Below are 13086 nucleotides of genomic sequence, written 5' to 3'. Positions count from 1 at the left end.
AATGTATTTACTTGACGGACACCTGTGCACACCCGACAGCCTCGATCAGGCGCTGGCGTCACTGTTTGAAAACCTGCCGCGACAACTGAGTGCCCCCCTGGCAAGTGCCACGATCATCGACGCGGCGCAACGGTTTGCCGAACAACTGCGCGACACCGATCTGCCGCTCGATGCCGAGCAACGCCAGGGATTGATCGAGTTCTGCCAGGCTGAAGCGCTGTGCGGCAAACTCGAGCGCGAACTCGGTATGCAGCCGCACTCGCTGCACCGCTTCGACTACCGGCTACCGCGTTTCGAACGCTGGAGCCCCTTGGGCCTGGTGGTGCACATCACCCCGGGCAATGCGCCGTTGCTGGCATTTTGCGCAGTGATCGAAGGCCTGCTCGCGGGGAACGTCAACTGGCTGCGCCCGAGCAGCAGCGATCAAGGGCTGACCGCACGCCTGCTCCATGCCTTGCTGCAATGCGATCCGAGCGGGCAGCTCGCCGGTTACGTGGCCGTGCTGCCGGTGACCACCGCGCAAATCGGCGCACTGTGCCGACACGCCAATGGCGTCGCGGCCTGGGGCGGCGAATCGGCGTTGCAAGCCATACGACAGCAGCTCCCGCTCGGTTGTCGCTGGATCGATTGGGGCCACCGCATCAGCTTTGTCTACCTGACCGCCAGCGCCGCTTCCGCGCAGGCACTGGACGCCGTGGCCGACGAAGTCTGCCGACTCGATCAGCAAGCCTGTTCCAGTCCGCAATGGCTGTTGGTCGACAGCGACGATCCGGCAGTCCTGCGTGACATCGGTGCCCGCCTCGCCCAGGCCTTCACACGCCGCGCCGAACACTGGCCAGCGCTGGTGCCGACCGTGCAGGAAGCGGCGCAAATCACCACGCACGTACAGATGGAGCGGCTGGGGCAAAGCTTTGCCGGCAAGACCGGGCAGATCTGGAGCGGCCCAGGCTGGCGGGTGATCTGGAGCCATGATCGTCAACTCGGCCCGTCCCCGTTGTTTCGCAGTGTGCTGCTCAAGCCCGTGCCGCGCTCGCTGCTCGGCACGACCCTGCTGACCTGGCGCAACGTCTTGCAAAGCTGTGCAGTGGTCTGTGAGGACGCCGAGATCGCCGAACTGGCGCAGACATTGATCAGCGCCGGCGTGACCCGCATTGCCCCGGTCGCGGCGATTCACGACGGTTATGCCGGCGAGCCCCACGATGGTGTCTACGCGTTGCAGCGCCTGAGCCGTCGCGTGTCGGTCAGCCTGTCGCAGACTGCGCTGTCCGCGCAGGCCAGCCTTGATTGCCAGCCCGCGCCGGCGCTGCAAGGCGCGCAGCCCATCATGAATAAAGAGGCGTTTGCCGCCCAACCGATCAACCCGAAGGCGCAGCTGTTGTTCCGCTCGGGCGGCACCAGCGGCACCCCGGCGCTGGCGGGTTTCAGCTATCGCGATTTTCAACGACAAATGCGCGCGACCGCTGACGGCCTGTTCGCCGCCGGTCTTGATCCGGTGCACGACCGGGTGATGAACCTGTTTTTCAGTGGCGCAATGTACGGCGGCTTCTTCAGCTTTGCCAAAGTCCTCGAACTGTTGCAGGTCACGCACCTGCCGATGGGTGCGCCCGGCGATGATGATTACCGGGACATTGCGCAACTGATCATCGCGCAGCGGGTGACGGTGTTGATCGGCATGCCGAGCACGGTACACCGGCTGTTCCTCAATGAAGGCCAGCATCTGCGGGCCTACGGCGGGGTCGCCAAAGTGTTTCTCGGTGGTGAGCACCTGAGCGGGCAAACCCGTGAACTGCTACAAGACTGCGGCGTTTCGAGTGTGCGCTCGGCGGTGTACGGCAGCGTGGATGCCGGGCCACTCGGCCACGCCTGCGCGGCCAGCGCCGACGGCGTGTTTCATTTGATGAGCGATATCCAGCAACTGGAAATCGTTGAGTTTGCGCAAGACGTTCCGGTGAAGGGCAACGAGACCGGCCGATTGGTGTTCACCTCGCACGGCCGCGAAGGTCATTCCATCACGCGCTATGACATCGGTGACAGCGGACGCTGGGTCGACGGGGCGTGCGCGTGCGGCCTGAGGTCGCCACGCTTCGAATTGTTGCAACGTCACGGCAAGCTGATACGCATTGGCAGCGATTTCATTTCCCTGAGCGAATTGACGCAGCGTCTGCAGGTGCCGTTTCAATTAGTCCTCGACCACGCCCCCGACGGCAGGGATCGCCTGCAGTTGCGCAGCGAACTGACGTCGTCGGAAGTACTTGCGCGGCTCGCGGACTATTCAACTTTAACGACCCTTATCGAGAGCGGTTTGTTAGTGATGGAAGTTGAAATCTGTGTACCCGGAAAGTTCACCCGTAACGCCCACAGTGGCAAAACCGCCGCGGTGATTGATGCGCGCCGTTAGTTCTTATTCGCCCGTACACCTGAACTAAAACCAGACAACATTCAGAGCAATAACCGTGAAAACTACTGACCAACTACGCGAACTGATCAAGTTCGCGCGCCAGTGTTCGCCGTTTTACCGCAAACATCTGGCGGCTATCAGCGCATCCGATGACTCGCTGGATAACGTGCCCGTGGTGGATCCACTGCAATACTGGCGCGAAAGCCAGAGGCTCGACCATTGGCCCGTCCTGACCGGCCCCATGGCATCCGCGCTGGTGTTCAAGACCGGAGGTTCGACCAGTGCCGGCAAACTGTCGATTTACGAGCGCGAAGAATGGCGCGCGTTCGTGACCGACTTCGGTCAAAGCCTGACCGCGCAATTCAATCCGGGTGACCGCGTTGCCAATCTGTTTTTCTGCGGTGACCTGTACGCCAGTTTCCTGTTCACTCACGATGCGTTGCGGCATGTCGATACCGACATCACCGAATTTCCGTTCACCGGCAGCGTCGATCTGGCGGCATTGGCCGAAACCATACCCCGACAACGGATCAATGTGCTGGCCGGTGTGCCCGCGCAGTTGCTCACGTTCGCCAGTTGGCTGAGCGGGCGCGGGCAAACGCTACCCGAGGTCGAGACCATTCTCTACGGAGGTGAAAGCCTGTTTGCCGCGCAGCGAACAATTCTCCGGCAAGCGTTTCCCGCCGCACGCATCGCCTCCATTGGCTACGCCAGTGTCGACGCCGGATTGATCGGCGTCAGCCACCGTGACTGCAGCGAGGGCGAGCATCGGATGTGCGACGGCCACAGCATCGTCGAGATCATCGACGAGCAGACCGGTGAGGTCATCGACACTTGCGAGCGCATCGGCCTGTTGGTGCTGACCAACCTCACCCGCCGCTTGATGCCGGTGATTCGTTATCCGGTGGGCGACCGCGCCTGCTGGCGCGAACCGGCAGGCACGGCCATGCGCAAGTTCGCCCTCAAGGGCCGCAGCGCAAGCAGTGAACGGGTGCGGGTCGGGATTTTGTCGCTGATGCCGGGGGAAATCGGCGAGCGTGTCCGGCGCGATGTGGACAGTGACACCTGGCAACTGGTCATTGAGCAGGCGATGCACAAGGACGTGCTCACCTTGAAATGGGTGGCGAATCACCCGTCGCCGGCGGTGGCCGAGGCTAACCGGACGCTGGAAGCCGGACTCATCGAGCTGTATCCGTTGATCGAACAATTGCGCAAGGATCAGTTGCTGGAACTGCGGATTCTGCACTGCACCTTCGAGGACCTGCCGCGCCACCCCCGTTCGGGCAAATGCCTGCGCGTGCTGGACCTGCGTGACTATCAACATGATGCAGCGGAGTCTGCCTGATGGAGCCGCTAATTCTCCGTAACTATCGTGACGCCGATGCGACGGCGGTCAGCGGCCTGATCCGGCAAGTGTATGGCGACCAATACGCGCAACCCGATGTCTACCTGCCGCACATGATCAGCCAGCACCACAGCCATCAGCGCTGGCACTCGCTGGTTGCAGAAGTCGACGGGCAGATCCTCGGGCATGCCACCTTGTTGCGCGAAAACGTTGGTCAGGGTGCAGAACTGGCGGTCAGCGTCGTCCACCCTGACTTTCGCGGCCAGAATATCGCCACTCGTCTGGGCGAGCAGTTGCGGGTGCACGCGCAAGCCCTGGGTTGTCGCTATCTGTCCATCAAGCAGGTCACTTGTCACCCCTACACACAGCGCATGGCACACAGCCTGGGGTTTCATAACACCGGATTGCTGCCCGACTATGTGCCGTCACCGCTCGCCCCCCCGACACGGGAATCCATCGTTGTCGGTTTCCAGAACATTCCCGGCTATCAACGTCCGCTGCCCGACCTGAGGTGGCCGATGCAACACGAGGCGTTCATGCTGCACCTGAGCAATGAGCTAGGGGTCGAAGAGCCATTGCCACATTGGCGCGGCGCACCGATTCATGTCGGTCATGGCGCCAGTCGGCATGACCTGGTGCTGGAAAAGCTCAAACCGGGATTGCTCAAACAATTGCGCGAGTTGCCGGCGCACTGGCTGGTTTCGCTCAGGCTTGGATTGTCTCGGCACTTTGCGCTGGATGTCGACAGACTGGCGAGTATCGGCTTTGTCTTCACTGGGCTGGCGCCCGGCGATGGCCACTGCGACGGGTGGCTGGCGTTATTCCACCGCGGGCATAGCGACCGTGCGCTGCAGTTGCATTGCCCACTGATGCAACGCCTGCAGGATCGGCTTCAGCAAAAACCCGACGACGTCTGACGGCAAGACCTGGCCCGTTCGTGACAGGAACGGGCCACTGTCGAGGATCACGCCTTGGCGCTGACGCCTTTGTCCGTCGGTGCCGTTCGCCCGTTGCCCATGCCATAGGTCTTGAGGTTCTGCAGCACGTAAATGGCTTTCTTGTATTCGGGGATCAAGCCTGCGGCGTATTTATCGCCCTTGATGCTGTTGCTCTGGATGGTGTCCAGCTGAGTCGCGAAGTACTCCAGGGCATTGAACTTGGCGTCCGGGTCTTTCTGCACACCGAAGCGGTCGAACTTGTCGCCCGCGTTGAGCAGAGTCATGGCGGTGAGATCGGTAATCAGACCTTTGCCGCGCAGGAATGCGCTGAGGTTGCCCAATTGTTTCGCCGAGACGTTTTCCGGGTCGAAGCCCTTGACGTTCTTGTGCAGCTTTTGCCGATCCATTTCGGCGATGTTCAGTGCGTTCGGATCGTTGCCGACCAGCGCGAGCATCTGCTTGACCCTGGCGTTTTGCGAAACCGGTTTGCCGCGCACACCGGTGTCCTGAACCAACAGGCCCGCCTTGCTTTGCCAGGCGCCCGTGTAGCCAATAGTCATGACTGTGCTCCTTGAATGTCGCGCATGAAGAATGTCCCTGATGACCTGTTTTAGTGCGTGGAAGTATCGGCGGGCAAAGTAATGGCACCAACCTTTTTTATCAGGTTTTTACAATTCTCGTACAAACTCGATACAAACCGGCGTCACGCCGAAAATCCATGGCCTTGAGGCTTCAACCGAATAATTTTCACCAGGCTTTTTGCTCTGACAAACGCGCTGGCCGGTTTTCTTGTATCCGTTTCGATACGCACCACCGGTCGGCCATGCAGGTTCTTGTACGAAAGTACCTAAAGCTTCGAGCGGACACGACGATACGTAAGAAAGCCCGCCGTTTTTTTTCCCGAACCCACAATAAGAATCGCAGCTCAAGGACCGGTTTCCATGCCCGCACTTCGTACTATTCAGGCTCGCTACACGCTGTTGCTGGTTCTGTTCATCCTGCTGTTGTCGGTGCTGACCGTGGTCGGTATCAGCCAACTGGTCGCGCCCAAGCTGCGGCAGACCGAAGAACAGGTGGTGCTCAACCGTATCGCCGAAGTCGCCGAGCAGATTCAGGGCGAGCTGAACAAAGTGCAGGCGCAACAGCGCAGCATCACCCAGACCATTCCGCTGCTCGACAGCGCGGCCATCGACACGGTGTTGCCGGGCCTGGTGGATCAGTACGGCGAGCTTAAGGTCTTCGGTGGCGGGATCTGGCCGCTGCCGGGCCAGCGTGAAGCCGGGCGCAACAAGTTCAGCACCTTCTGGCACCGTGACGCCTCGGGCAAACTGGCGGTGAACACGTTCTGGAACAGCGATGCGGCCCCCAACTATTACGACCAGAGCTGGTACAAGGGCGGCATGGCCACTGCGCGCGGTCAGTGCGCCTGGGCAGCGGCCTACAAGGACGACGCCAGCGCCGAACCGCGCACCAACTGCGCCATGGCGATCCAGAAAAACGGCGCCGCCTGGGGGGTGTCGACCATCGACGTGACCCTCGGCTTCTTTAATGATCTGGTGGCCCGCAAGGAAAAGGACCTCAACGCCGAAATGCTGATCGTCGAAGCTGACGGCAAAATCATCAGCAACAGTTCGCGCCTCAGTGGCCCAATCGTGCTGAAAAACATCAGCGAACTGGCCGGCAGCTCGACCTTCGCCAGCCAAGTCAAGGCCGGCCTGCAAAACCGTGATCAGGCGCAACGCGTGGAGTTCGACAACAACGGTGAAGCCAGCACCTTCTTCATGCGCCCCATCGAAGGCACACCATGGTTCCTGGCCACCGCCCTGCCGACCAAACTGCTCACCGCGCAACGCGACGATGTCCTCAGCAGCCTGAGCCTGTTGCAGATTCCGCTGGTGATCCTGTTGGTGCTGTTGCAGGTTTATGCAATCCGTCAGTTGGTCCAGCGCATGAAAGCGCTGAAAGCCAACATCGACTTGCTGTCCAGCGGTGACGCCGACCTGACCCGCCGCATCACCATTCGCGCCGAAGACGAACTCGGCGCCATTGGCCATTCGGTGAACACCTTTATCGCCTACCTGCAAAACATGATCGGCGAAGTGACGCAGGCCACCGGTGCAATGGCTTCGAGCCTCGACGACCTGCAACGGACCTCGGCGCATACCAGCCAGATCCTGTTGCGTCACGCTTCGGAAACCGACCAGACCGTTACCGCCATCACCGAAATGAGCTCGACCGCCGAAAGCGTCGCGCAGAATGCCGCTGAAACGGCGGCGTTCACCCAGCGCGCCAACGAAAACGCCGACCGTTCACGCGTTGTCGTGGGTGAAGCGACCAACAGTGTGGTGGCGTTGATCGACGAAGTGGCCAGTGCCACTCACAAAGTCGAGAACATGCAGCAGGACGCCCAGCGCATCACCGAGATTCTCGGGGTGATCGGTGCGATTGCCGGGCAGACCAATCTGCTGGCCCTCAACGCTGCCATCGAAGCGGCCCGCGCCGGTGAACAGGGTCGTGGTTTTGCGGTGGTGGCTGACGAAGTCCGCGCCCTCGCCGCTCGTACCCAGGCCAGCACCTCGGAAATCAACGAGATGTTGACCCGCCTGACCCAAGGGGTGAGTTCGTCGGTCAGCGCCATGGAAAACACCCAGGCCAGTTGTCAGTCGGCGGCAGATGCCACCGCTCGGGTCAACTCCGGTCTGGACGAAATGGCCGGCTCGGTCAGCCATATCAACAGCCTCAGCACCCAGATCGCCACGGCCGCCGAACAGCAAAGTGCGGTCACCGAAGAGATCAACCGCAGCATGGTGCAGATCCGCCACATGGTCGAAGAGCTGGTACAGAGCGGCCACACCAGCGAACTCAACACCCGTCAGTTGCTGGAAGCCAACAGCCGCGTCAGCGCCATCATGGGCCGCTTCAAGGTCCGTTGATCGCTGCACGCCTTTACGGGTTGTCTGTCAGTCAGATGCCCGCTGTGGGATCGGGCTTGCTCGCGAAAGCAATCGCTCAGTCGCTGTTTCAGTGTCTGAGCGAGCGCATTTGCGAGCAGGCCCACACGCTCTCCGAATCCGGCCACCTGACAACTTTGTCATCTCGCGCTCAGCAACCTGTCAGCCGTGATCCGCGATCATCCTCCCCGTGTGCCTCGCAACAACTGGAAACATTGCGTTGATGCCAGGCGATAAAAAACGGTCAAAATGCATTCTTTTTGACTGCCACCGCGAAGCGAGAGCCCTGTCATGCGAACCCACCTGCGTCTGCTCGCCCTGAGCGCCCTGTTCCTCTCCTCCCTGGCGCAAGCCGCCGACCTGATTCCGATCGAAGTCCATCGCGACGCCAATTGCGGGTGCTGCAAGAAGTGGATCAGCCACCTCGAAGCCAATGGCTTCAAAGTCGACGATCACGTCGAAGCGGACATGAGCAGTTTCAAGCAACAACATGGTGTGCCACCGCGTCTGGCCTCCTGCCACACCGCAATCATCAACGGCAAATTCGTCGAAGGCCATGTGCCGGCCGAGCAAGTGCTGGCCCTGACCCGGCGTGATGATCTGCTCGGCGTTGCCGCACCGGGCATGCCGATGGGCTCGCCGGGCATGGAAATGGATGGCATGAGCGATGCCTACCAAGTGATCGGTCTGAAGAAGGACGGCGCTGACGTGGTGGTGGCGGACTACCCGGCCCATTGATGAGCGCTGCGTACTTCGGGCTGTTCCTTGCCGCATTCGGCGCGGCGACGTTGCTGCCGTTACAGTCCGAGGCGGCGCTGGTCGGGTTGATTGTCAGCGAGCGTTACTGGCTATGGGGTTTGCTCGCCGTGGCGACGCTGGGCAATGTGCTGGGGTCGCTGGTGAACTGGTGGCTGGGGCGTGGCATCGAACGATTTCAGGGGCAGCGCTGGTTTCCGGTCAGCCCCGAGCACATGGCCAGCGCGCGCAAGCACTATGAGCGATACGGTCATTGGTCGTTACTGCTCAGCTGGTTGCCGATCATCGGCGACCCGCTGACCCTGATTGCCGGCGTGATGCGCGAACCGCTCGGGCGTTTCCTGCTCATTGTCACCCTGGCCAAAGGTGCGCGTTATGCGGTGCTGGCCTTGCTGACCCTGGGCTGGCTCGGGTGAACCATCGAGCGCGGCCATTGCCTGTGTTTAACGTCGCCCTAATCCCGCCGTTCCAGCATCGGCCGATTTTCATGGAGTTTGCCCTTATGTCCGTCACGCTTTCCCGCTGGCTGCCCGGCCTGTTCCTCTGCGCCGCGATGCCTTTGCTCGCGCACGCCGCCCCTGAGGCCGCGCCCGTCGAAGGCCCGGCCTACGGCCCGGAGCTGCAAGGCTTCGAATACCCTTACACGCTTAAACACTTCGCCTTCCAGTCCCAAGGCAAATCCCTGCAAATGGGGTACATGGACGTCGCCGCCCACGGCAAGGCCAACGGTCGCACCGTGGTGCTGATGCACGGCAAGAACTTCTGCGCCGCCACCTGGGACAGTTCGATCAAGGCCTTGAGCGAGGCCGGTTATCGGGTCATCGCCCCGGACCAGATCGGCTTCTGCACCTCCAGCAAACCGGACCACTATCAATACAGCTTCCAGCAGCTGGCAACCAACACCCAGCAGTTGCTCAAAGCCTTGGGCATCCAGAAAGCCACCCTGCTCGGCCACTCCACCGGCGGCATGCTTGCCACCCGTTATGCCTTGTTGTTCCCTGAGCAGGTCGAGCAACTGGCGCTGGTCAATCCGATTGGCCTGGAAGACTGGAAAGCCCTCGGCGTGCCTTATCGCACCGTGGACCAGTGGTATCAGCGCGAACTGAAGGTCAGCGCCCAGGGCATCCGTGAATACGAGCGCACGACGTATTACGATGGCCGCTGGAAACCCGAGTTCGACCGCTGGGTGGATATGCTCGCCGGCCTGAGCAAAGGCCCGGGCAAGACGCAAGTCGCCTGGAACTCAGCGCTGATCTACGACATGATTTTCACCCAGCCGGTGTATTACGAATTCAAGGACTTGAAGATGCCGACCCTGTTGCTGATCGGCACCTCGGATACCACGGCCATCGGCAAGGACCTTGCGTCACCGGAGGTCAAAGCGAAGATCGGTCACTATGACGTGCTCGGCAAACACGTGGCCCGACTGATTCCGCAGTCGACCCTGGTGGAATTTCCCGGCATGGGCCATGCGCCACAAATGGAAGAGCCGGCGCAATTCCACAAAGCCCTGCTCGGCTGGCTGAATACAACCAATCCCGTTCGTTGATGAGGTAAGGCTGATGGCGGTGCAGATTGCAGTGATCGATGACTGGCAGGACGTCGCCCGCGACGTGGTTGACTGGTCGGTACTCGAAAGCGTGGGTGAGGTGACGTTCGAGCATGACTACCCGGCGGACAATGCCACACTCGCCGAGCGTCTGGGCAAGTACCAGGTGATCTGCGTGATGCGCGAACGGACGCGCTTCGACGAAGACCTGCTCGACCGTCTGCCCCACCTCGAACTGCTGGTGACCGGTGGCATGCGCAATGCCGCGCTGGACATGCCGGCGGCGGCCAAACGGGGAATCCGCGTCTGCGGCACCGACAGCTACAAACACGCGGCGCCGGAACTGACCTGGGCCTTGATCATGGCCGCCACGCGCAATCTGCTGAAGGAAGCCAATTCCCTGCGCGCCGGCCACTGGCAGCAGGGTCTGGGTGGCGACCTGCACGGCAAGACCCTCGGTATTCTTGGCCTGGGCAGCATCGGCCAGCGCGTGGCGCAATTTGGCCAGGTGTTTGGCATGCGGGTAATCGCGTGGAGCGAGAACCTTACTGCCGAGCGCGCGCAGCAGGCCGGCGTAACGTATGTGAGCAAGCAGGCACTGTTCGAGCAGGCCGACGTGTTGTCGGTGCATCTGGTGCTCAGTGAACGCAGTCGCGGGCTGGTCGATGCCCAGGCGCTGGACTGGATGAAGCCGACGGCGCTGCTGGTCAATACCGCACGCGGGCCGATCGTCGATGAAGCGGCACTGATCAAGGCGCTGCAAAAACAACGCATCGCCGGGGCGGCGCTGGACGTGTTCGATGAGGAGCCACTGCCGGCCCTGCACCCGTTTCGCACACTGGACAATGTACTGGCGACGCCCCATGTGGGTTATGTCAGTCGGCAAAACTATGAACAGTTCTTTTCGCAGATGATCGAGGACATTCAAGCGTGGGCGGCGGGCAAGCCGATTCGCCTGTTGAACTGAGTCAATCTGTTGGTCCTGTTGTGAGCTGGCCATCGCCATCACAAGCAGGCTCTCTCCTACATTTGAAATACCTTTTCTTGTAGGGACGAGCCTGCTCGCGATGGGGCCAGAACAACCACCCCATCAACAAAATGCACGCACCACAACAGTGCGCCCGCCTTTCCCGCTAGCACATAATCGTGACCACCCAGTCACCGTTTTGGCTCTTGCCTGCAAAAAAAACTGCACTTCGTCGGTGCGTTTGCCCTCTTAAACGAGGGTTATCGTTCGCGGCAAACCGATTGTCGAACAATTTACCCATTTGCTCTGGCCCGCTCTAGGATCTGGCCTAGACTGGTTTTCGCGGGGCCAGACCGGCCGGTCACATCACAGCAAAATAATCGAAACTTTTGCTGAAGGCGGCAGGTCATCTGAAAGGCAGGGCGAACACGGCTGGTTCATTCCTTGCAATGGCCTCGTCACCCATTCTGCTTGCGCGTGTTGGGTAGCTTTGCTCACCGATGCGTGGCGCGTTTGCGCCCAGCCACAGGACGTGGTCATGGACATCACTTGTTCAAGACAAGAATCAGATCAACAAGACGGGAGAGTCATATGATCAGTGCGGCATTGGATATTCAGGGAGAGCGTGCTCAGTCAATTGGTGAAGCGAGCACTGTCAGCGTTCCCGGCAGCCGATCGATCAACGTCCCCGGCACCAAGACACTGACTCCGTTAGCGAGCCAGAATCCCAACAAGAAGAAAGTGTTGTTCGTAACCTCGGAAATCGCCGACCTGGTGAAAACCGGCGGTCTGGGTGACGTCTCTGCCGCCCTGCCCCGCGCCATGGCGCACCTGCACGACGTGCGCGTGCTGATCCCCGGTTACCCGCAGGTGATGCACAGTGAAAACCCGATCCACATCATCGGCGAACTCGGCGGGCATGCCGCGCTGCCCCCGTGCAAGATCGGCCGCATGGACATGCCTGACGGGCTGGTGATTTACGTTCTGATCTGCCCCGAACTCTACGAGCGCGAAGGCTCGCCGTACGGAGCCAATAACGGTCGCGACTGGCCGGACAACCACATTCGCTTCGCCCGTCTGGGTCTGGCCGCTGCCGACATCGCTGCCAACCTCGCACAAATCCACTGGTGCCCGGATCTGGTGCACGCCCATGACTGGCCCGCCGGTCTGGCGCCTGCTTATATGCACTGGCGCGGGCAGCGCACGCCGACGCTGTTCACCATTCACAACCTCGCGTATCAAGGCGTGACCAGCCTCGGATCCTGCCCGGAACTCGGTATCCCCACCCATGCCCTGCAACAGGAAGGCATGGAGTTTTACGGCAAGATGTCGTTCCTCAAGGCCGGCATGGCGTATTCGAGCCACATCACCACGGTCAGCGCCACCTATGCGCAGGAAATCACCACCCCGGACTTCGGCTGCGGCCTCGACGGCTTCCTCGCCGCCAAGACCCAGCAAGGTTTGCTCAGCGGCATCCCCAATGGCATTGACGAGAGCTGGGATGCGGCCACTGATCCGCACCTGTTCGCGCCGTTCGCCATCGGCGACTGGGAAGGCAAGGCTGTCAACGCCGCGCATGTGCGTGCGCTGTTCGGCCTGAACGACTCCACCGGCCCGCTGTTCGCCGTGGTCTCGCGTCTGGTCTATCAGAAAGGTCTGGACCTGACCGAAGCGGTGTCCGAATACATCGTCCAGCAAGGTGGCCAGATCGCCATCATCGGCCGTGGCGAACCGGAAGAAGAGCAAGCCATGCGCGAGCTGGCGCTGCGTTTCCCCGGCCAGATCGGCGTGCGTATCGGCTTCAATGAAACCGACGCCCGTCGCATGTTTGCCGGCAGCGATTTCCTGCTGATGCCTTCGCGTTACGAGCCCTGCGGCCTGAGCCAGATGTATGCGCAGCGCTTCGGCTCACTGCCGGTGGCGCGCAATACCGGTGGCCTGGCCGACACCATTGAAAACGGCGTGACCGGTTTCCTTTTCGACGAGTCCACCGCCGACAGCTATCGCGAAGCCCTGAGCCGCGCCTTCAAGGTGTTTGCCTTCCCGGAGCTGCTCAATGCCATGCGTTGCCGGGCCATGGCCGCGCCGTTCAACTGGTGCAAGGCGGTTGAACCCTACGCCGAACTGTATGAGCAACTGGTCGCCAAGGCTCTGGGTAAAGCCCACCACAAATAAAAGGAAG

The 13086-nt window shown here is 61.1% G+C and carries 9 protein-coding genes and 2 pseudogenes; 10 read left to right on the top strand and 1 reads right to left on the bottom strand.

Features of this window, described 5'->3' with window-relative positions; all coding sequences use genetic code 11:
- Position 1: 1 nt before the first annotated feature.
- Genes PseuLF5_RS02740 through PseuLF5_RS02730 form a run of 3 tightly spaced genes read left to right on the top strand, consistent with a single transcriptional unit; the run spans position 2 to position 4660 of the window.
- Complete coding sequence (locus PseuLF5_RS02740; RefSeq protein WP_340132877.1) at positions 2-2398, top strand: aldehyde dehydrogenase family protein; 2397 nt, start codon at positions 2-4, stop codon at positions 2396-2398.
- A 55-nt stretch (positions 2399-2453) separates the two neighbouring features.
- Complete coding sequence (locus PseuLF5_RS02735) at positions 2454-3743, top strand: phenylacetate--CoA ligase family protein (protein WP_340132876.1); 1290 nt, start codon at positions 2454-2456, stop codon at positions 3741-3743.
- Positions 3743-4660 (top strand): GNAT family N-acetyltransferase, encoded by a 918-nt coding sequence (locus tag PseuLF5_RS02730; protein WP_340132875.1) that lies wholly within the window; start codon positions 3743-3745, stop codon positions 4658-4660. Before PseuLF5_RS02735 ends, PseuLF5_RS02730 begins: the two co-directional genes overlap by 1 nt.
- 47 nt (positions 4661-4707) lie before the next feature.
- On the opposite strand, the gene PseuLF5_RS02725 is transcribed toward PseuLF5_RS02730, so the two are convergent.
- Entirely contained in the window at positions 4708-5241 is a 534-nt protein-coding gene (locus tag PseuLF5_RS02725; RefSeq protein ID WP_123469030.1) for a hypothetical protein, read from the bottom strand.
- Between the two features lie 381 nt (positions 5242-5622).
- On the opposite strand from PseuLF5_RS02725, the pseudogene PseuLF5_RS28130 reads away from it, so the two are divergent.
- The 7 genes and pseudogenes from PseuLF5_RS28130 to glgA form a co-directional block, all read left to right on the top strand.
- A pseudogene (locus tag PseuLF5_RS28130) lies at positions 5623-6753 on the top strand (HAMP domain-containing protein); the annotation flags it as partial.
- Between the two features lie 333 nt (positions 6754-7086).
- A pseudogene (locus tag PseuLF5_RS28125) lies at positions 7087-7614 on the top strand (methyl-accepting chemotaxis protein); the annotation flags it as partial.
- Between the two features lie 309 nt (positions 7615-7923).
- Positions 7924-8370, top strand: coding sequence for a DUF411 domain-containing protein (locus PseuLF5_RS02715; RefSeq protein WP_128614491.1), 447 nt, complete (start codon positions 7924-7926; stop codon positions 8368-8370).
- On the top strand, positions 8370-8804 hold the full coding sequence (locus tag PseuLF5_RS02710) for a YqaA family protein (protein ID WP_340132873.1): 435 nt from the start codon (positions 8370-8372) through the stop codon (positions 8802-8804). Before PseuLF5_RS02715 ends, PseuLF5_RS02710 begins: the two co-directional genes overlap by 1 nt.
- 86 nt (positions 8805-8890) lie before the next feature.
- Positions 8891-9937, top strand: a complete 1047-nt coding sequence (locus PseuLF5_RS02705; protein WP_267801815.1) for an alpha/beta fold hydrolase — start codon at positions 8891-8893, stop codon at positions 9935-9937.
- A gap of 13 nt (positions 9938-9950) precedes the next feature.
- Positions 9951-10904, top strand: a complete 954-nt coding sequence (locus PseuLF5_RS02700) for a D-2-hydroxyacid dehydrogenase family protein (RefSeq protein WP_128614488.1) — start codon at positions 9951-9953, stop codon at positions 10902-10904.
- A gap of 591 nt (positions 10905-11495) precedes the next feature.
- Positions 11496-13079, top strand: a complete 1584-nt coding sequence (gene glgA, locus PseuLF5_RS02695) for a glycogen synthase GlgA (RefSeq protein ID WP_123469042.1) — start codon at positions 11496-11498, stop codon at positions 13077-13079.
- Positions 13080-13086 lie beyond the last annotated feature (7 nt).

The organism is Pseudomonas sp. LF-5 (assembly GCF_037626295.1).
In the GTDB taxonomy this organism is placed as follows: domain Bacteria; phylum Pseudomonadota; class Gammaproteobacteria; order Pseudomonadales; family Pseudomonadaceae; genus Aquipseudomonas; species Aquipseudomonas monsensis.
The sequence above is the reverse complement of the archived record's forward strand: the minus strand, read 5'-3'. Positions and strand labels throughout refer to the sequence as shown.

Coding starts and splice junctions, on each gene's coding strand:
- PseuLF5_RS02740 (WP_340132877.1), top strand. CDS start 2: ATGTATTTACTTGACGGACACCTGTGCACACCCGACAGCCTCGATCAG.
- PseuLF5_RS02730 (WP_340132875.1), top strand. CDS start 3,743: ATGGAGCCGCTAATTCTCCGTAACTATCGTGACGCCGATGCGACGGCG.
- PseuLF5_RS02705 (WP_267801815.1), top strand. CDS start 8,891: ATGTCCGTCACGCTTTCCCGCTGGCTGCCCGGCCTGTTCCTCTGCGCC.
- PseuLF5_RS02700 (WP_128614488.1), top strand. CDS start 9,951: ATGGCGGTGCAGATTGCAGTGATCGATGACTGGCAGGACGTCGCCCGC.
- PseuLF5_RS02725 (WP_123469030.1), bottom strand. CDS start 5,241: ATGACTATTGGCTACACGGGCGCCTGGCAAAGCAAGGCGGGCCTGTTG.
- PseuLF5_RS02715 (WP_128614491.1), top strand. CDS start 7,924: ATGCGAACCCACCTGCGTCTGCTCGCCCTGAGCGCCCTGTTCCTCTCC.
- PseuLF5_RS02710 (WP_340132873.1), top strand. CDS start 8,370: ATGAGCGCTGCGTACTTCGGGCTGTTCCTTGCCGCATTCGGCGCGGCG.
- glgA (WP_123469042.1), top strand. CDS start 11,496: ATGATCAGTGCGGCATTGGATATTCAGGGAGAGCGTGCTCAGTCAATT.